This window comes from Xanthomonas sp. 3498, from assembly GCF_014199795.1.
In the GTDB taxonomy this organism is placed as follows: domain Bacteria; phylum Pseudomonadota; class Gammaproteobacteria; order Xanthomonadales; family Xanthomonadaceae; genus Xanthomonas_A; species Xanthomonas_A rydalmerensis.
Genome location: NZ_JACHOH010000002.1, coordinates 710,428 through 729,259 on the forward strand (window position 1 = coordinate 710,428; position 18,832 = coordinate 729,259).

Here is an 18,832-nt window from a genome sequence, read left to right on the forward strand (position 1 = left end):
TAGCACAAGGGCGAGGAACACGAACCGATTCCTACGGGATATTTATTTTCCGAAAAAAGTGTCGATGAGCACTAGTCCCGTACTTGTGCTCGGCGAAATGACCCGCAAAATGTTCCGCTGGAAAAAGCCTCCGAGGTGTCGCAGGCGGCATATGAACGATGGACTTAGTGTTACAAAGGTGATGGCGGCATATATGGAGCGCGCCATGGTTATATTGGCTATCCATCAGAGGGAAGCACGCAACAATATTTAAATTGAAATTGGATCTGGATATTTTTACCTCTGTTGAGATCCAACAATTAGGAGTGGCTGCTACCAAGGATGGAAAGAGTTCGTATGTCAATCACTCCTTTTTAGTCTGCCTAGGTCAACATGAACGCACTTTTGCAACGCTACAATGTCGGGCGGCGCCTTGGCGTGGCCTTCGGCATCCTCATCCTACTGTCCGGCCTGCTGGTGACGATCGGCCTGATCACCATGGCCAAAGCGCATCACGAACTGGACAGCATCGTCCACGGAAATATGGAAAAGGTCCGGCTTTCCAACGAGATGTTGGATGCCAACACCAACGTGGAGATCGGCCTGCTCGCCATCACCATTGTCGATGACGACGCGACCAATCAGAAGATGCTGGACATCGTGCAGACCAGTCGAGTTCGCTTCAAGGCCGCACACGATGCATTGTCGGCGATGCCTACAAGTCTGGCCGAACGCCAAGCCATCGCCCACATCGAGGCTCAGCGAGCAACCTCGGTGCAGTTGAACAATCAGGTGCTGGCGCTCGACAAGAAGGGTCAGAACGCACAAGCACAGGCACTGTTGTTGGGCGATGCTTCGGCGGCGATGCAGAAGCAACAGGCGGCGATCCGCGCCAATGCCGATCTGCAGCGGCGTCTTAGCAAGGAGGCCTATGCGATCTCGTCGGCGGCGATGGCACGCGGCCGCTTTGTCATGATCGCAGGCGGCCTCTCGGTGCTTCTGATCAGCAGCCTACTGGCGTGGACGATCACCCGCAGCCTCACCGGGCCGCTGGGCCGCGCCATCCGTGCCTCCGAAGCCATCGCCGATGGCCGCCTGGACAACGACGTGACCACCGAGGCGCGCGATGAACCCGGCCGCCTACTGGTCGCCATGGAGCGGATGCAGGCCCAGTTGCAGCGCTTCTCCAGCGAAACCGCGTTGATGATCGAATTGCATGCCGATAAGGACATCAGCCACCGCATGCCGCAGGACTTCCCCGGCGTGTACGGCGAGCTGAGCAAGGGCATCAACACCATGATGTTCGAGCACCTGGACGCCATCGTCGACGCCATCGGCGTGCTCAACGAGTACGCCAACGGCGATTTGAGCCGTGACGCCCGCCGCCTGCCCGGCAGCCGCGCGGTGCTGCACGAATCCATGGATGCGGCCAAGTTCAGCTTGCTGGCGATCAATACCGAGATCAAGCGCCTGGCTGCCGCGGCCGCCGCTGGCGACTTCAGTGCTCGCGGCGACGCCGCGCACTTCCAGCATGATTTCCGACTGATGGTGCAGGACCTCAACGCGATGATGGAGGTCAGCGACCACAATCTGGGCAAACTGTCCGCGCTGCTGCAATCCATCGCCGCCGGCGACCTGACCGCACGCATGCAGGGCGAGTTCCATGGCGTCTTCGCGACCATGCGTGGCGATGCCAATGCCACCGCCGATCAGTTGACGGGCATCGTCGGCCGCATCCAGACCGCGGCGGTCAGCATCAACGCCGCAGCCACCGAGATCGCCGCCGGCAATGATGACCTGTCGCAGCGCACCGAGCAGCAGGCCGCCAGCCTGGAAGAAACCGCTGCCTCGATGGAAGAACTGACCTCCACGGTCAAGCAGAATGCCGAACATGCGCGACAGGCCAACCAACTCGCCAGCGGCGCGGCGGCGGTCGCCTCACAGGGTGGCAACGCGGTCGGTCAGGTGATCGAGACCATGAGCGGTATCGAAGCCTCCTCGAAGAAGATCGCTGACATCATCGGGGTCATCGATGGCATCGCGTTCCAGACCAACATCCTGGCGCTCAACGCCGCGGTGGAAGCGGCCCGCGCCGGCGAACAGGGCCGCGGCTTCGCCGTGGTGGCCAGCGAAGTGCGCACCCTCGCCCAGCGCTCGTCGAACGCAGCCAAGGAGATCAAGAGCCTAATCGACGACTCGGTGAGCCGCGTCGCCACCGGCTCGGTCCTGGTCGACCAGGCCGGCAAGACCATGGCCGAGATCGTCGCCTCGGTGCAGCGCGTCACCGACATCATGGGTGAGATTGCCGCCGCCTCGCAGGAGCAGTCCGCCGGCATCGAGCAGGTCAACCAGACCGTCACCCAGATGGACGAGACCACCCAGCAGAACGCCGCCCTGGTCGAAGAAGCCACCGCCGCGGCGCGCTCTATGGAACAACAGGCTCTTGGCCTATCCCAGGCGGTGGCACTGTTTAAGCTGGAAAAAGGTTCTAAGACAGTTCAAACGAGCAAGAATATCCCCGTCCTGAGATTGGGTTCGCTATCCTTGGGGTCTCATTGAGAACCTACAGGCAACGTGGAAAAAACCGCTTTGGGATGCCTATTGGCACAAGAAAGGGAGATTCTTCAGGGCGCGAGGCGATCGCGGGACTGCGACTAATGCATCTAGCGTCATGCCACTTGGCTGCTCGGCTAGCCGCCTAAGCAGAGCGCCGAGGAGCGTTTCGAGCGCCACGTGGGCGATCTCGTTGGCTTGATAGATTGCCCATCGCGCCCAGTGCAATGCCAGACCTGTCGGCAGGTCCCACCGGCTGGCGTCGCGCAGGCGGCCGGAATACATCCCCACCGAAGATCATCGGCGTTGGGATACCTGCCCGTCGCTTGGGCCCAGTGCAGAATCAGGCAGAGCGTGTTGGCGCGGCGGCTATATGGGCCATCGCAGCTGCGCCAAAAGCGACATCTTCATCTGTCATGTCCCGAACACGATAGAAGTCTCTCTCCTGACCAACTTTCATTAGACCTGCTAGGAAGGGCGCTGCTCCCATTGAGCACCAAATCTGCTCTTTGCTGGCCCAGCCCCTAAGGTACTTGCGCCAGACCGTGTGTTGGCGTCGCGTTCATCCTAAGGAACCATTATTCGCCGCTCGGCCTCTCCCGGCAGCCGCACCAAATCCACATGCAAACACTTGGCCAATGCCCTCCCCTCCTTGCTCAACAGCCCTGTGCTGACAACAACCCCTCCTTAGTGAAGGCATGTGCAGGGCTCGCCACTCATCATCAACCTCGCGGATATCAGGATCGATAAAGCCGAAGGATCCGGCTCCGGATTCTGCCTGGCTAAATCCATCCATCGGTTCGTGTAGCTCATCGACACCCTAACGCGTTTCCTTTCACGGAAGTCTACCCCTCACGTACACCTTCCGGCTCCTCATCGACTTCCTGCGTGGCCAGATCAGATGTAGAGCGCAGCAGCCGGTCTTTGCGGCACATGCGCGCAGAGCCTTTTCAGTACTCTTGAGGCTTCGCCTCAACGATGCGGCTACTGGCTTACCCTCGATAACGCTCCCTAATCCCAGTCTGTTCGCTTGGGTCAGCCTACCTATGATGAATCAATCTTATCCACCGCGTGCTCCTGCTGCCAGATCAGGCCGATCATGTAGCGCTTTCGGACGGCGCGGTCAAAGTGAGCTAATGGCTATCGTGCTTCCACTGATCAAGGAGAAATCGTGGTGTCATTCCAAGTCGACAGAACCCAGTTCCCGATAGGCCAAGGCGGATTCCACTCTATGGCTCTACATTCTGGCAGGGGTCGCATTTTTAGCATGGTGGTGGATTGCGGTGGATCCACGGTTAACCATCGCAGGAAGCTTGCCAAAGCATTCGCGGAGCGCAAGCGCAGGCATGATTTCCTAGCAATCAGCCATCTGGATGATGATCATATAAACGGCTTGGAGAATCTGAAGGACGCTGGCGTGAGCTTCGGGACAGTTTTTCTCCCACACGTCGATATTAATAGTTATCTTAAATGGATGGCGCTGAAGCTCAGTGCGAGTGCAGGTGCGAACTTAGGTAGTACCCTGGCAGGGTTCTCCAAGACTGCCTCGCTTCTTTATGATGGGTATTTCGGCCCGATTGTCCTCGTAGGGGACCCCGAAGAGGGTGGTGGCGGCGAGAATAACCCTGATATCGGCGAGGATGAACGCGACGATCACGTTCTGACCAATCGCGCGCGCCAAGCAATTGAAGGCGCAAAGGGTGCCGGGGCCAGACTCTCGTGCTCAACGTCGCTGATCTTGGACTTGGATTGGCTGATCCGCTTCTACTCGCGGGAATGGAAATTCCCGAGCCAAGTCGCTTCCATTTGGAACATGAAGTTGCTCCATGGGCTGCAGTCGGTCATCAGCTCCACTAAAGCCCCCCCAACTAGCTTCGACTGGGAGAAGTTTAGAGACGACCTTAATTTTGAGCTAAAGAAAAAGGCCGACAAATCGCTTGCAGCAGAGCTCGAATCGCTTGTACCTCCAGCGGATTCGCGCGCTCCTACCTTTAAAAAACTAGGAGAAAAGGTAGCAACTGGAAAAATTAGCTGCAAGCAACTCTTGTCGACGTTGTATCGCATCACCACTTCACTTCATGACTACAATGATGCATCCATGTGCGTCTATTCGGGTCCGGCTGAGCGAGGCATCGGCATACCGCGGAGGCGCTTTGATCACTCGATTCATTCTGGCGTACAGAATGCGCGCGAACGCAACAGCACGCGGGCCGTAGGTTGGGTTCATACGGGTGATGCAAACTTCACCGACGAGGATCGGCTGAAAGAATTTTTAGATCATTACATTACCGAGATTTCGCTGACGTCGGTGCTGGTTCTGCCACACCACGGCTCCCGTCGCAGCTTTGATCCTTCCATGTTCCTCTTTCGAGAGCTCGCAGCCCGCCTTGCTAAGCCAACAATGTTTCTGGCACCAGCCAAGCCTCACGGCGAGTATCACCATCCGGACGGTGAGGTTGTCCACGCCTGCTACCAACTGGGCGACCTCGCAATTGTGGACGAGGATCCTGCGTCGTATTACTCGGAGTCCACCACTATCGCATGGCCTTGGCATCCCTACTGACACATGTAGAAGCAATGTCACCAAGTTGCGACGCCAAAGCCTGGACAGAGAGCGAGCTTTATCAGCTCAGGTCATCAGCTACGATCCCACATGCCCCGGCTCCAATTCGTTGCGTGTCTGCCATGAGACCACGCTACGGTCAGGGGCCCCATCGAATGGAGAAAAGGACTAGGCCGGCTTAAGAGCTGCCTCCCCTACCCCCGATAAACATGCCTAATTGCCTCCCCAACATCTGCTTCTAGCCAAAGCGGCCCCACTACCTGGTGAGCTAAAAGCTTGGTCAAAATGCGAGCAGATGTCATCGATAGGCAACACCCCCGGAATCCGTCTGAAGCGAAGCTCGACCTAGCTCGACCAAGCACCTGCTAGCACCTCCTGTTCGCTTTGGGGGCGACGTCTGCCTATTGCTGCCTACCCGAGCACTCTCAAGCCTGCAAGAATCATTGAAGGCCGGAAGTTTGGAATTTTCTTAACCATCGCCAGCCAACGGCCAGCCGACATCTCTCCGACCATCGTATCTCAGATCCACAACTTCTTGATCCATCGCCTGGTGAACGACCGCGATCTGTTCCTGATCGACAACACCATCTCTACCCTTGACCCGTTTCGCGCGCACTGATCCCAAACCTTACCCAAGGCTGCTGCGTCGTGACAGGTACGGCCTTCGACTTGCCGATGGTCGTGCAGGTCGACCTGCTCAATGCGAACCGACGTCTGGACAGCGGCGACATCGATCTGCAGGAGCCTTGGCACGCTTAGTGCCAAAGCTTCTGATGCATCTTGCAGCGGGTTATGTGCCGGCCCGGTGCGGATGATTCGCCCAGATCAGTGCTCTTCAAGCTGGGCGGACCGTGGCAATGTCCAAACGCCGGCGCCGACAGCATCGGTTTGGGTCAACAGCTGCTACGCCCTCCCCTCAATGAATATCCCTTATCTCCTGCCCCTGCTCAACATCCGCTCTCGACCCGGAGAGGGCTGCCCAACGAAGCTCTATTGTGCAAGAGAATTCTGGCAGTCTCTGAAAGAGGCTCGGCATTGAAAGCATTGAACAGCGAACCCAAAGCGCACGCGCCACGGCAACGAGCTTAGCGGCTAGGCTCGGGCCATAGCACCGCGCCGAATGAGGTCGATGGCTTCGATGCATGCTTCTGCGCTGCGCATCAACTCAGCGGCTGCGACGTTGACTGCATGCTTTCCATCCTTCCAGCTTAAGTGGTGACGACCGACCGGTTGATCTGCCGTCAGGAGTTCGACCGTCTCCTGAAGTAGCCGGATCCTGCTCAGGCTGCCAGCACAACACTCAACTACTGTCGTTGGCAGCGATGAGAGGTCATCCGCATGCCGTTCAAGGGTGGCGATGTTCAATTGCTCAGCCCGCTGTGTGAGATACAAATCAGCGCGTGAACTGCGATTAGGGTCATGGATCTCCAGCGAAGCAGCGTACATCCCCATTTCCCTCGACTGCCTGGCAAGGCGAACCATATCTTGAACCAGAAATTCCATTACTACGGTGCTGGACGCCGCGAGTCTTTGTCGCTTATCCCTACGATCAGCAACGAATACCAAAACCGCGACGGCTACTGAAACGGCAGTCCAATCAACACTGAACATCCTTAACCCCGGCATAGTCTCTAAGCGCTGCGAGCTTTAGCTTAGCAGCCCCGGCATTCTGCCAAAGAGGAGTTGCCTAGCGATTGCTCAGACTGTGTAGCGAAAGTGGCCATCACTGTGACTTGATAGCTCAATGCGGGGCACTCATGCTGGCTGTTGCGCCATATGCTGGCGAAATTCGATGTGTGCTCGTCGACGACACGCATAGGATATGCACCTCGTGGTTGGCAGCGATGCACAGTAAGTATCGAAGGATGGCTGGCGTCGCTGCGATCCGGCGCCTCAACGGCAAGGATGGACGACGGCAGCGCGACTTTCGTTGTCATATGTCGCGCCTATGAATACCAACTTTGGTTGGCATATACGGAACACAGGCAGCGCAGCTTCGCGCTGTTCCAGTTGTCGCTGCCCGGGATCGAAAACCCACTGATTTGAAAGGTATTGTGCGTGGCGATAGGAGCTGCTACGTTCGGTGATCTGCGCCCAGTCTTTAATCGTCCGGCTACGTAAGGCCGCTGTATGCAGGAGGATTTTTTCCCTCGACGATAGGCGCGATCTATCTCAGTGCCAACTTCCGACTGCAACGCTGACAGCCGGTGAAGTTCGGTGATCACCGAAGGAAGGGTGAGGCTCGAAAAAGGTCCCGCGTCGTCGCGGGCGGACCGGTTACGTCTGTTTTTCACTCCCTTAATCCTAGGAGGTGCCCACAGACCACTTCGATCGTGAATATCAAACCGATTGTCACGCTGACCCAAGTGGGGCCCCGAGACGGGGCCCCAGATGCTGCCGCCTAGAGAACTGCAGCGTCGCGCGTTCTTGGGTCCTAGTCAAGTGCTGCCTGCCGGCAGCGCCTCAGGAGATGTCGCGATGAACGTGTACCCGGAATCCGTGCCTGCACCGAACGCCGAACTGCTGAGCTCACCCGAGCAACTCGCCTTCGAATTTGCCGGCCTTAACCACGCTGCAGAGCCTGCGTGCGCTGAATCCGCTTCAGCCGAATCGGAGCAACTTTCACCCATGCAGATTAATCGGCGTCAGGTGATAGGCGTCTTAGGTCGGCTGTACCACCTGGATGTGAATTGCGACCAGATCACAGGCCGGGTGCTCAGCTATCGCCTGTCACCTTTGTCTACGGTCTAACCGTCGCTCCCGCCGCATCGCAGCGTTCCTCCTCGCGCGCCCTCGGCGCGCACCCCGCATCGCGTGGCCTCCGGCCGCGCTCGCGCTTATTCGTCTGGAGTCATGCCATGACCGCAGGTACTGCCGCCACCCGCGACGAGTTCAAGCCCAATTCGCACGTCACCAACCCCACCCTTCCATACGAGCCGCGAAAGCTCACTCGCAGCGAACGCAACCGTCGTGAACTTTTCGTATTCCACTCACCGCGCAATGCGCGCATTGTAACCGTCACCGAGTTCCTGCACCTAACCCTGGCCCTGCAGCTCGAGTTCGATCCCAATCTGCAGTCCTACGTCGAGCGCCCGCGGCGCATCGCGCTGTCGCCTCGACAGGACATCGACATTTCGTTCTGGACCCGGAGCAAGCAAGGCGAAGAGCGCTACTACTTGGCGATTCCCGCATCGGGCACCATCGGGAGCACCAGCGGCATCGTGTCCATCCGCGAACAAGAGGCGCTCGACGCTGCCGCAGAGCGCCATGGGCTCCGGCTGATCTACATTACTGAGCGCGAACTCATCTCATCAATCGCCGACTGCGCCGTTCGCTTCGAGCTGCTTCACCACGTATGGGCCTATCAGCGCCTGGTGACGCGCTCGACCATCCAGGACCAGATTCTGGCTCTGCTGACCAATCGCCCGCGCCTCACCCTCTCTGGCCTGATCCAGCACTTGGCAGTCGACGCCGATAGCGTGCGTGCCGTTGTCGCGGGAATGGTGCATGCAGGCAGATTGCGTCTGGTCGACTACACAGCCGGTAGTGCGCAGGCGACGGTGGAGGTATGCCATGCGCACTGACCGAACCGAGCTCTTCGATGCCGAGCAACTGCAGGAATGGTTCAAACCGGATCTGTCTACCGTGAAACCGGCGTTCGTCGACCGCTTCCAACGCCGCTGCGCCGCATTGACCGCAGTGCTCACGGGGGCAATGAGTTTGACCCGCGCCGCCGAGGCCAATGGGCTTTGCCGAAGTCGTCTCAAGCGCATGGCGAGGCTCGCCCCACAGCTCGCACGCGACGGACACCCTTTCGGCTATCGCGTGTGCGTACCGTGGGGCACCTACGAAGGCAACGATGACACTGATGACCCGCAGATGCCATCCATGGCGGAGCCACATGCAATGCGCAAAGTGCTCCGTGCACAACCTACGATCGCGACCTGGATCGAGGGCTTCACCACGAAGCTTCCCCCCGGCCGCCCACCAAAGGCCTTTGAACGTTTGTTCGCCAAGATCGTCGCCGAGCTCAAGCGCTTGGATCAGCACGCGTTCTATCCACTAAATCAACCTGACCAGGGCCGGCGGGCGCTGCTGCGGTACTTGCGCAAAATGCGTATCGATGACATCGCGGTGCCAACGCTGGACGAGATGGGCCCCTCCCTCACCGTACTCGCGGATGCCTTCCGTGGACGGCCGTTTGATCGTTCCGAGTTCGATGCACACTCGGTCGACATTGAAGCCGAACTTGGCGTGGCGCTGCCCAATGGCGGCGTGGTCAAGCGCAGGATCACTAAGTTGTGGTTCCTGTGCGAGGTGGAAATCGAATCTCGGGCGATCTTGGCCTGGACCTTGCGGGTCGGCCGCGCCTACAACAACCTTGATGTGGCGAGCTGCGTTGCACGGGCACTGTACCCTTGGACGCGCCGTGAGCTGACGATCCCTGGTCTGGAGTATGCCCCCGGCGCAGGAATGCCAAGCGGACTGACCGGTGATCGCGGTCGTCGACGCGTTCGTTGCATCGCTATGGACAATGCCAAGGCCCATCACTCGATTAGCTTCGAAGAGGCGATGGGACGTGCGCACGGCGCGATTCTTTACTTTGGGCGCGCCCATGAGCCGCGTTCGCGACCGGTAGTCGAACAACTGTTCTCGCGTCTGGAGCGTGGCGTACTCCGGGACTTGCCCGGCGGATTCGAGCCAGCCACCCGGTTGGGCGAGCGCAAGCTGCGAATCAGCAATTTCGCACCCGGCGATCTTCCAATCCAACTGCACCTGTTCGAAGAACTGCTCGATGTCCTGGTGGCCAACTACAACGCGACTCCGCACCCGGCACTCGGTAGCTTGAGCCCGCTGCAGTTTCTGCAGATGCAGACGCCACGCGCATTCGCGCTGTCCGTGCCCGAGCCAGAGAAGGACGCCCGTGAGATGGGCAGCGTACTGGTGCCGTTGGTCGTGCACGGGAACCGCAAGACCGGAGAAATGCCGCATGTGAACCATTTGTACGTGCGCTACCGCAGTTCCGAACTGGACCAGCGATGGGAGCTGATCGGCAGAACCGTGCTGGCACGCATTTGCCGCCATGACCTGCGCACGCTGCTGCTGATGCGAAGCGCCACCGTGCCGCTCGGCTTCGTCCGCGCGATGCCCCCATGGGACCGTGCACCCCATGACGAAACGACGCGTACCCTAGCCATGCAGTGGACCAAACTGAAGGATGGGCTCTCGTTTGTCGGGTGCGAGTGCGCCGTGGAGGCCTACACGGATCACCTGCGAAAGCTGGCGTCCAGCTCCCAGAAAGCGGTGGACCAACTGGCGCGCATGCAGCAGGCGTCGGGCGCGAAAACGCCTCAACCGACACCGCTGCCGGCGGTCGATCTGACCGTACCCACTCCGCGGCGAGGCTGGGTCAGCTTCGACGGCTCGCGCGACCACTGACGGCTACTCACTTCTGCTCTAACCAATCTTGCGTGCGGAGGCTCACATGTCTTCGGAACAACACCCTATCTTCGTCCCGAACGGGTTTCATATCTCCACGCGGCCTATCGAGGCGTTCGCCAACTACGTGCTCAGCAACGTCGAACTGGACCACCATGGCGCCCCTGCCTACGGCGGTGGCGGTTTGGGCAAAACCAGCGCCCAGGAGTACCTCACTCAAAACGTGTCGCGATGGCTGGTGGATCGCGATAATAGGCCGATCGGCGTCGCCAGTCGCCTGATCATGCCCAGTGGACAGCGACGCAGCGACGGCGCGTTCTATACCGCGCTCAACACTCGACTGAACCTGACAACTTCCGATCGTCTGACACCACAACGCGGCAAGGACCGGATCGTAAACTTCGTCAAGACACGATGCGGCCAAGCCGACCTGCCGTTGATGGTCATGTTCATCGACAACGCTCAGCGCATTACGCGGGCTGAGTACGACTATCTCGCTGACATCGACGAGCAGGTGACGGATGCGAAGCTGCGCCTGTTCATCGTTTTCGTCCGCCAAAACGACGCCACCGGCGTTAACGCGCATGACGACTGGGCCGGCTATCCCTCTCACCTACTACGGCGCTGGTTTATGTCGACCCACGCCTTCCAACCCCTGATAGGTTTGGTGGAGATCGCGCACGCCCTGGATCGGTACGACCATTCTGCAACGTGGCCTACGCCGGACATGCCGTTCTCCCGGTTCTTCGCCCCGGGCGCGTACGACAGTGGCTGGCGCCTAGCGGCGCAGGCGGGTCTGATTCTCGAGGGCGTGATCGCGTTACGGGCCGAAAACAAGTTGCCGACCAGTGATGCCTGGCCGATGGCCACATTTGCTCTGACCGTTCGCCATTTGCTCGCCAACGCCGCTGAGGAGCGAGGTTTCGACGAACTGACGCCAGCACACGTGCGCGCCGCCCTGCTTGCGAGTGGCTACCTGCGACTAGAGTACGTTCGGGCCAACCTGATCTCCGGTGATGAGGCGGCGTAACATACGTGAAGCGGTACCCAGCAGCTCTGCGCCACTCGCGTTGTTGGGGGCCGACTTCGAGATCTACCCGCACCTGTCCGGGTATGGGCTGCTGCTTCGCGTGTGTCGCCTGATGGCATTGGAGCCGCGCGAACTGGTTTCCTCTCTCGACCTCCGGTTGAGGAAAGACATCAACCTGTTGGCGCAGGTTCAACGCCCCGGCCGCGCACAGATGGCCCTGTGCACGGCCGCAGGCGTCGACCCGGCGTACGCCAGAACGCATTGGCTCCCTGAGAGTTGGTCGCCGATCCAGACCTCCGGCGCCCTTGATCGACCGTCCCCGGTTCGACAGTGCCCAGAGTGCGCGCAACATGGATACCACACGGCTGCGTTTCAGTTGCCATCAATCGTTGAGTGTCCTTGGCACGGTCAGCGATTGATCGAATCTTGCCCGCGCTGCCGCCGTCCACTGTTTCCGCTGCTCGGCGGTCCCGAGCAAATGGGGGCCTGTCCTTGCGGCTTCGATCTGTTCGATGTCGATGTGGCATCGGCACAGATGCGGCGATTTCCATCGCTGCACGCAGAGGGTTGGCTTCAAGCCTACTGGCTTTGGGCCCGGGACCAGCGCACCACTCGCTATCTGGTAGCTCCCGATCGCGGTTCCCGATGGCGCGAGCACTACCGTCACCAGGCGGCGCTCCCGGACGCACTGCTGCCGGATGCCACTGCTCTTGAGATTGAAGAGTTCAATGCGGCGGGACTCGCCGAACTTGATAGGCGCCAGTGCTGGGCCTGGTGCCTGCTAGGCTCGGAACGTCCGATGACGTACGTTCCACTTCCTGCGCGTGTGCTTGCCATGCTAAGCGAAGTGAGCGAAGAGGTAGTTCGTGCACTTCCCGCGGACGTCCAAACCCCGCTGGAGTTGGTCACCTTCCATGGCTTGGACGCGAAGGTGGCCTTGCGCGACAATGTCCACGCCCGTCCTGATTGTTTCATCGCGCCGCACAGCCCTGCTCATGGCAATGAGATATGGTTGAACCTGTCGGCGATCGAGCCTGAAATGCTACAACTGTGCGGCCGCCTCATCGACCGCGTGATCGCGGCCTGTGGCCTCGAGCTGGACGACCAAGCCAGATCACTGCAGGCGGCGCGCAGTTACGCTCTGGAGCAGATTGCCGGGCGAGATTGCCTGTTGCGCGCACTCGAAGGCCTGATCCGACGCGGCTACGCCCAAGGTCTGGATTTGGTGCTCCGCGGACATCTCCAAAGCAGTGTGAAGAGCAGCGTGAGCTGGTGGCTGCCATCGATCGAGGTTCGGGCTCGACCGGGACATCTCGACCAGATCCGAATCACTTGGCTTCGGGTGCCGACACCCGAAAGACGTCGAATTGTGGACATTCCACTCACCATACCAACCGCCAAGAAAGTGACCGCCCCTCCGTCGAGGCGGTCGCGCCCTGCCGCCTCGCGGCCACGCAGATAGAACTGCGGGGCAGATTGTCGTCGCTAACGGAGACTCCGGGGCTATTTGTCGGCACCAGACTTAAGTTGGTGGTGTTTGAGCGAAGTCCGCCGCGAATGTGGCGATTTGTCTTCGACTCATACTACTAAGGATCCGCCCCGTCTCCCGTAAAAATTCCAGTTATTCAATGAGTTATATCTGCGGCGAATTCTTGTCGTCAATCAGCTTCTCCGGTTCGTGTCCTTTGCTTGGACCGTACCCTACCTGTTCGCTCTCAATTGATGAGCCTCTTTGGTCTCCTAGCACGCCCGATCTACCTTCGCATGTGCCCGATCTTCCCTGGCGCGCCCACGTTGGGTAAAAGTGTCGCGCTCAGGCGGCGTCGCTTCCTGCATGTGCTGAAGCTCAATGAGCAGCGCTTTGTGGGCGCTTTCTGCTTCGGGATGCGTAAGCGCTGCTCGTCACGCTGCGCGCAATGAGAAGCCTGAGAAGTGGCGCTCGGAGCAGTTTACGCTCGCAGCACAACCGCAACCGCGCTTAGCGACAGGATTCCGGTAACGTCTCCAACAATCCGGTCACCGTCGGCATCTATGGTGACGCGATCGCCATGGCGATCTCCAACGCTCTGGATCCATCCAATCCGCCAACCATCATCGAAGCGACCGAAAGGTCTCTCGCACGTGATCAGCAAAAGCGGACGGATTTTCCATTGCAGCGAAATGCCCGCCCCGCTCCGCTTCTCCAAAGAAACGTAAATCCTCAAAGCGTCGCTTTGCCCATTGCCGGGAAATACGCACCTGTTCTCCTGGAAGCATGCTGATGCCCGTTGGCGTCCGCATCGCGTGCGAAGGCATCGCTGTCCCTATTTCATGCGCGGCTTCCCAATAAAACCGCGCGGAGCTTGGGCCTGCATTGGGGAGCCAGTACAACATGATGTCGTCGATGAGATGGTCCAATGTGACCACTTTTTCGGGTTCGCCGTTGCTTTGGGAGACGTCCTGAAAGAGCGCATAGATCCAGGCAGCCAAGCCGGTCGGAGAATCAGCCAAGCCGAAACTCACAGATTGCGGCCGCGTGCTTTGAAGCCGCATGTAGCCGGAAAATTCTGTGTAGTAGCGCTTGGCGTCATCGAGCATCCTCTTCTCAGCAGGCGTGGCGTTGGCGATCTCCTCTGCGCTCGGGTCGAACATCACCATGTTCAGATGGATGCCGACCAAGCCTGGCGGCTGCATAAATCCAAGTGCTGTCGTGATCGCACTGCCCCAGTCGCCACCCTGGGCACCCCACCGCTTGCCGTAGCCCAGCCGCTGCATCAACTGGACCCATGCCATCGCCGTTCGCCCTACTCCCCATCCGCTGGTGACGGGTTTCCCGGAGAAACCAAAGCCAGGCAACGACGGAATCACCAAATGAAAGGCGTCCGACGCTTTACCGCCATTGGCTACAGGGTCACTCAGTGCGCCGATGACCTCACGAAACTCAAGAATGGATCCCGGCCATCCATGCGTCAACAGCAATGGAAGCGCATCCGGTTCCGGGGAGTGCACATGAAGGAAATGGATATCCAATCCGTCAATGGTAGTGCGACTGCTGTTCCAGCCATTCAGAAGCTTCTCCGTTACGCGCCAGTCGTAGCCAGTCTGCCAGCGGTCGACCAGACGTCGAATGCGCTCGACTTGTGGGCCCTGGCTCTGGTCGCTCACCGTTTCCGCGCTGGGCCAGCGGGTTTGCCCGAGACGTTGCTGGAGGTCATCGAGTTCTGACTGTGAGACGTGGATCTGAAACGGTGCAATGGCGTCCGTCATTTTAGGCTCCCGATGCATACGTTCTGGTTAGGGTCCGACGATCGGTCTGCCAAGTTCGCACGCAGTAGCGATCGTTATCCAGCTGGGTCAAGGCGCCGGCGACGACAACCCGCGAATTCAGACCGGCGTTCGACACATCGTTCTCGCTTGACTCTTTTTGCGCCGAAACCCGCGGATGGCCAGTGCAATAGAAGAGACAAGCGCCCTGTCACATCGGCTGCGATGCAACGTGCAGCCCAGGGCTCGTGCAGAGAACAACTGAACGATATCGTTCAGTTGTTGAAAGCGCAAGCGCCGTGTAACTTTTCGTCGATGAAAACTGCGAAGCAGAAATCCAAAGGCGGGAGGCCGCCGCTAGATAAGGCGGGCGATGTCGAGCGGCGCCTACTCGACGCGGCATTGCAACTTTTTCTGGAACGCGGCTTCGAGCACACCTCGTGTGAAGACATTGCGCGATTGGCGGGCGCAGGAAAGGCAAGTCTCTATGCCCGCTACGCCAACAAAGACGCCATCTTCGAGGCGGTGATTCGCCGTGATGTCGAGACGCAGCCCGCGCCCGCCCCTGCCAGCGTCCCGATGGATCTGGAGGGGCGGCTAAGGCTCGCAGGTCAAGGAATACTCGCGCACGCCTTGCAACCCGAGACAGTGGCCATGATGCGCTTGGTCGTCGGCACGTCCATCCGAGCGCCGGCGCTTGCCGCTGAGGTCAACCGGATCGGTTGGGAGGGCGGGCTGCAGCGCGTCCGCGTGGCGATTCTCGATGGCCCGGATCAACCTGCCGACCCGTCCACCTTGGCACGCAACTTCGTCGACCTGGTCTTCGCCCCGCATCAACTTCGAGCGCTGCTGGGAGAAGACCCCGGCAACTTGGTCGACACTGCATCAGACCGCGTCGAGTGGGCACTTGGGCTTCTCAGAGCTGCGGGTCAGCTAAAGACTGAGCGCCCTCGTTGACATGCCTTCCGGCTTAGCCCGCACTTTTTTCTCCCACGAAGAGTGGACGAACACCTGGGACACCACCCCTGCCTACGAGAGGCGATAAACTGCTGATCGTTGGCTCGGGCGGCCAGAAATACCATGCTACGCCCTGATCAAAATCGTCTGTCATAGACGATACAGACTGCCAGCACCGTTGGCCGGCGCCCGGTCAATGCAGTCGGCCATCGGCAACCCTTGCGACCATCCTGCCGCCATGGCGTGCGCGTCACGCAACGGATCGGACGCCTTGGCGCGCTCATTGCGAAGACGGCAGGTTTCGGGGTCTTGGGCGAAAAGGCCGCGTGCGAACATTCGGCCCTGCTCTGCCAGCTTTAAGGTCTTTGGTCCGCGGACTGCGGCGAAGCGTGGCAGTGCTTCATCAAGGCCACCGTCGTCGCCAGCGAGGCACCGCGCCAGATGCCAGGCGTCTTCCAAGGCCTGACAGGCGCCCTGGCCCGAGGTCGGCAGCGGCGCGTGCGCCGCATCTCCGACGAGCAGCACATTTGCTCGGCTCCATGTGTGCAGCTGCTCGACGTCATGCACCGCGATCAGTTGCATGGAATGCGCCGGCGTGGCCTCGATGAGGCGCGCGACAGGCTCGGGCCATCCTGCAAACAGATCCATCACCTCCTTGCGCAAATCCGCTGCTGGCGTCGCCTCGGGCAATGGCCGCGCCTGCGCGGCGGCCCAGTACACCAGATCTGTCCGGATCGGGACGCAACCAAAACGATCGCCAGACCCCCAGTAGTCCTGAATTGCGAGGTCGCTCACCAACGCGCCACTTCCCTGTGCAACGCCGATCCAGTTCACAAAGCCCTGGTAAATGGGCGTGTTGTCCCCTGCGACGAACCTACGCGCCACCGAGTTCATGCGCCCATCCGCGCCGATAAGCAGGTCCGGGCGGATACGCTTCCCGTTCTCGAACCGCGCCACGGCCTTGTCGCTGGCATCCAGATCAATGGCTACCGCGCGATGCCCGAACTCCACTTGGATACCAGCGCGTGCCACGTGGTCGAGCAGTACCGCCTGCAAGTCCCGACGCAGGATCGTATGGGTCGGGTAGCCCATGAGTCGGTCCAGCAGCGTGATGTCCAGGCCTCCCAGCGAGTTACCTGCTGCGTCCTTGCGCTGCACTGACAACGGCCGGCCGCCCGCTGCCGCGACATCCTCCAATAACCCCAACTCTTGCAGCACAAAGCCAGCGTTGGGCCAAAGCGTCACGCCAGCGCCCATGGTGGCCGGCCCGTTCCGACGTTCATAGACGCGGACGGTGTGCCCCTGCTTGTGCAACGCGAGGGCCACGCTCAAGCCTGCGATGCCACCACCCAGTATTCCGATTTCCATTCCGATGCATCACGATTCAAGTGGTCCAGGCGTGCCGTTGCATGGCATCCATTGGACGGGAGTGCATCTTGGCCCCCACCAATTGCGCAAACTAGCGTGCAAAAATGGCGGGATTTCATACCTCAGATGGGATAACGGTGCGCAACAACCTCGACCTGAATGCAGTTCGTGTCTACGTGGCCGTCGTCGACGAGCAGAGCTTTTCCGGCGCGGGTCGCCTGCTGGCCCTGCCGTCGTCGAACGTCAGCCGTCACGTCGCGGCGCTGGAGCGCAGGCTGGGCGTGCGCTTGCTGGAACGCAGCACGCGCCATCTGCGCATGACAGAAGCTGGCAGGCTGATGTACGAACGCGCCAAACCAGTACTCGACGCCTTGTTGTCCACGGAGGAGGAGCTCGGCGCAGTACAAGGCGAATTGAAGGGGCCTCTCAGGATGTGCATGCCCAACGAAGCGCCCAGGCTGCTCGCGCCTATCCTTGCCGAATTCTGCAGTCTTCATCCTGGCATTGAGTTGGAATGCGACACGCGCCTGACCGGCCTGGAAGTGTTGCGCGAGGACATGGACCTCTCCATCGTCTTCCATCGCGGACGTCAGGATGACAGTGCGTTCATTACCCGCGAACTGGCGACACTGCCCAGCATCGTGGTTGCGGCCCCCGCTCTACTGGCCCGAACCGGAACGCCGCGCTACGTGCGCGAACTCAAGTCCTTGCCTTGCATCACCACCGTGAGCGCACTGAAGGGCCAGCCCTGGCAGTTTCTCGATCCTGCGGGCGAGATCGTGAAGGTGCCTGTGCGCAGCCGCTATCGCGTCAATAGCGGAGAGCTTGCGGTGGCCGGCGCGCGCCAGGGGCTTGGCTTCGCGATCGTTGCGGCCTACCCATGCCAGGAAGATCTTGCCGCGGGCCGATTGCAGGAAGTGCAACTGGATCTAAGCCCTGCACCACTGCAATTGCTCGGCGCCTACAGTCACCGTCATTCGGTCACTGCTCGGGTTCGGGCGTTGCTGGAGTTCATCCAGGTGCGGTTGCAAGGGTTCGGGGGCAAGTGAACGTAAGGCCCAACGCAACGACGTAGCATAGGAAACATTCCTAATCGCCGTTACTGATCCAACCCGTGTCCGGAAAGGAATAGCAGCCCCCTAATGCGGCACTAAGTCACGTCGCGAAATAGCGTCTATTGGGATGAAACGATACCTATCAACCACTGGCTTTGTACGAATACGTTGATGGTTCAAGCTTAAACAAAACCCCAGCAAGATCCATTTTTATTGAAAGACGCTCCTTGCCGAGACTTTCGCGCATGTCATCACAGAGGGTGCGGAAGGCAAGTATCTCTTGCTCTTGCTCCAACGTTCCGCCTTGCAACCAGAATTTTTGTAAGCTTTGGGCCACAGGAAGATCGGCCGTCAACAAAATTCGCGCCTTGGCGTCGTTGAGGTGAGCCAATTCTTCGACTTCATCCTTGATGCGTCCTGCGCGACGCGCGGTGAATAGAAGTGAAGTCGACTTTAGGAAGTCTACGTAGGCAGCCATCCTCATCGCTGCTAGTTCATCTTGGCGTGCGCGCTTTGCGGCAAATATGTGACCTAATGCGACGCCCAAAAGCGCTGAAACGCCGGAAAGCGCTGCCACTAGAAACGCTGAACCTTGCATAGGCGAGTCACCCTGAATTTAGCCGCGTCGCGAAGCGGCGCCAGTTG

At 59.6% G+C, this 18,832-nt stretch carries 13 protein-coding genes; 9 read left to right on the top strand and 4 right to left on the bottom strand.

The genetic code is table 11. The annotated features are described in order from the left end of the window. The first annotated feature begins 372 nt into the window (after positions 1–372). Together GGR66_RS08170 and GGR66_RS08175 are read left to right on the top strand one after the other, a co-directional pair. Positions 373–2,538 carry a methyl-accepting chemotaxis protein gene (locus tag GGR66_RS08170; protein WP_184447908.1) on the top strand — a complete coding sequence of 722 codons (2,166 nt, stop codon included), beginning with the start codon at positions 373–375 and terminating at the stop codon, positions 2,536–2,538. Between the two features lie 1,261 nt (positions 2,539–3,799). Beyond that, entirely contained in the window at positions 3,800–5,095 is a 1,296-nt protein-coding gene (locus GGR66_RS08175) for a hypothetical protein (protein WP_184447909.1), read from the top strand. Positions 5,096–6,187: 1,092 nt separating this feature from the next. On the opposite strand, the gene GGR66_RS08180 is transcribed toward GGR66_RS08175, so the two are convergent. Continuing rightward, positions 6,188–6,598 carry a hypothetical protein gene (locus GGR66_RS08180; RefSeq protein WP_184447910.1) on the bottom strand — a complete coding sequence of 137 codons (411 nt, stop codon included), beginning with the start codon at positions 6,596–6,598 and terminating at the stop codon, positions 6,188–6,190. A gap of 975 nt (positions 6,599–7,573) precedes the next feature. Here GGR66_RS08180 and GGR66_RS08185 point away from each other — a divergent pair. From GGR66_RS08185 to GGR66_RS08205, 5 genes are all read left to right on the top strand, one after another. Beyond that, the gene (locus GGR66_RS08185; protein WP_184447911.1) at positions 7,574–7,846 is read left to right on the top strand and encodes a hypothetical protein; all 273 of its coding nucleotides are present in this window, start codon (positions 7,574–7,576) and stop codon (positions 7,844–7,846) included. A 107-nt stretch (positions 7,847–7,953) separates the two neighbouring features. After that, entirely contained in the window at positions 7,954–8,679 is a 726-nt protein-coding gene (locus GGR66_RS08190) for a hypothetical protein (RefSeq protein WP_184447912.1), read from the top strand. Beyond that, on the top strand, positions 8,669–10,534 hold the full coding sequence (locus tag GGR66_RS08195) for a hypothetical protein (RefSeq protein ID WP_221236372.1): 1,866 nt from the start codon (positions 8,669–8,671) through the stop codon (positions 10,532–10,534). The genes GGR66_RS08190 and GGR66_RS08195 overlap by 11 nt, the downstream gene beginning before the upstream one ends. Before the next feature lie 46 nt (positions 10,535–10,580). Next, positions 10,581–11,564 (top strand): ATP-binding protein, encoded by a 984-nt coding sequence (locus GGR66_RS08200; protein ID WP_255421622.1) that lies wholly within the window; start codon positions 10,581–10,583, stop codon positions 11,562–11,564. Between the two features lie 415 nt (positions 11,565–11,979). Next, positions 11,980–13,026 (top strand): hypothetical protein, encoded by a 1,047-nt coding sequence (locus tag GGR66_RS08205; protein ID WP_184447913.1) that lies wholly within the window; start codon positions 11,980–11,982, stop codon positions 13,024–13,026. A gap of 629 nt (positions 13,027–13,655) precedes the next feature. On the opposite strand, the gene GGR66_RS08210 is transcribed toward GGR66_RS08205, so the two are convergent. Beyond that, a complete protein-coding gene (locus GGR66_RS08210) occupies positions 13,656–14,810 on the bottom strand; it encodes an epoxide hydrolase family protein (RefSeq protein WP_184447914.1) in 1,155 nt (384 codons plus the stop codon). Between the two features lie 312 nt (positions 14,811–15,122). On the opposite strand from GGR66_RS08210, the gene GGR66_RS08215 reads away from it, so the two are divergent. Beyond that, complete coding sequence (locus tag GGR66_RS08215; protein WP_184448113.1) at positions 15,123–15,764, top strand: TetR/AcrR family transcriptional regulator; 642 nt, start codon at positions 15,123–15,125, stop codon at positions 15,762–15,764. Between the two features lie 150 nt (positions 15,765–15,914). Here the strand turns inward: GGR66_RS08215 and GGR66_RS08220 are convergent, their stop codons facing one another. Further along, entirely contained in the window at positions 15,915–17,132 is a 1,218-nt protein-coding gene (locus GGR66_RS08220) for an FAD-dependent monooxygenase (protein WP_184447915.1), read from the bottom strand. A gap of 137 nt (positions 17,133–17,269) precedes the next feature. Here GGR66_RS08220 and GGR66_RS08225 point away from each other — a divergent pair, with 137 nt between their 5' ends. Continuing rightward, positions 17,270–18,181 (top strand): LysR family transcriptional regulator, encoded by a 912-nt coding sequence (locus tag GGR66_RS08225; protein ID WP_184447916.1) that lies wholly within the window; start codon positions 17,270–17,272, stop codon positions 18,179–18,181. A 148-nt stretch (positions 18,182–18,329) separates the two neighbouring features. On the opposite strand, the gene GGR66_RS08230 is transcribed toward GGR66_RS08225, so the two are convergent. Beyond that, entirely contained in the window at positions 18,330–18,764 is a 435-nt protein-coding gene (locus GGR66_RS08230) for a hypothetical protein (RefSeq protein WP_184447917.1), read from the bottom strand. Between the last annotated feature and the right edge of the window lie 68 nt (positions 18,765–18,832).

What these genes read in the sequence shown, in the direction of transcription:
- GGR66_RS08170 (WP_184447908.1), top strand. Translation starts at nt 373, where the DNA reads ATGAACGCACTTTTGCAACGCTACAATGTCGGGCGGCGCCTTGGCGTG.
- GGR66_RS08175 (WP_184447909.1), top strand. Translation starts at nt 3,800, where the DNA reads ATGGTGGTGGATTGCGGTGGATCCACGGTTAACCATCGCAGGAAGCTT.
- GGR66_RS08180 (WP_184447910.1), bottom strand. Translation starts at nt 6,598, where the DNA reads ATGGAATTTCTGGTTCAAGATATGGTTCGCCTTGCCAGGCAGTCGAGG.
- GGR66_RS08185 (WP_184447911.1), top strand. Translation starts at nt 7,574, where the DNA reads ATGAACGTGTACCCGGAATCCGTGCCTGCACCGAACGCCGAACTGCTG.
- GGR66_RS08190 (WP_184447912.1), top strand. Translation starts at nt 7,954, where the DNA reads ATGACCGCAGGTACTGCCGCCACCCGCGACGAGTTCAAGCCCAATTCG.
- GGR66_RS08195 (WP_221236372.1), top strand. Translation starts at nt 8,669, where the DNA reads ATGCGCACTGACCGAACCGAGCTCTTCGATGCCGAGCAACTGCAGGAA.
- GGR66_RS08200 (WP_255421622.1), top strand. Translation starts at nt 10,581, where the DNA reads ATGTCTTCGGAACAACACCCTATCTTCGTCCCGAACGGGTTTCATATC.
- GGR66_RS08210 (WP_184447914.1), bottom strand. Translation starts at nt 14,810, where the DNA reads ATGACGGACGCCATTGCACCGTTTCAGATCCACGTCTCACAGTCAGAA.
- GGR66_RS08215 (WP_184448113.1), top strand. Translation starts at nt 15,123, where the DNA reads ATGAAAACTGCGAAGCAGAAATCCAAAGGCGGGAGGCCGCCGCTAGAT.
- GGR66_RS08220 (WP_184447915.1), bottom strand. Translation starts at nt 17,132, where the DNA reads ATGGAAATCGGAATACTGGGTGGTGGCATCGCAGGCTTGAGCGTGGCC.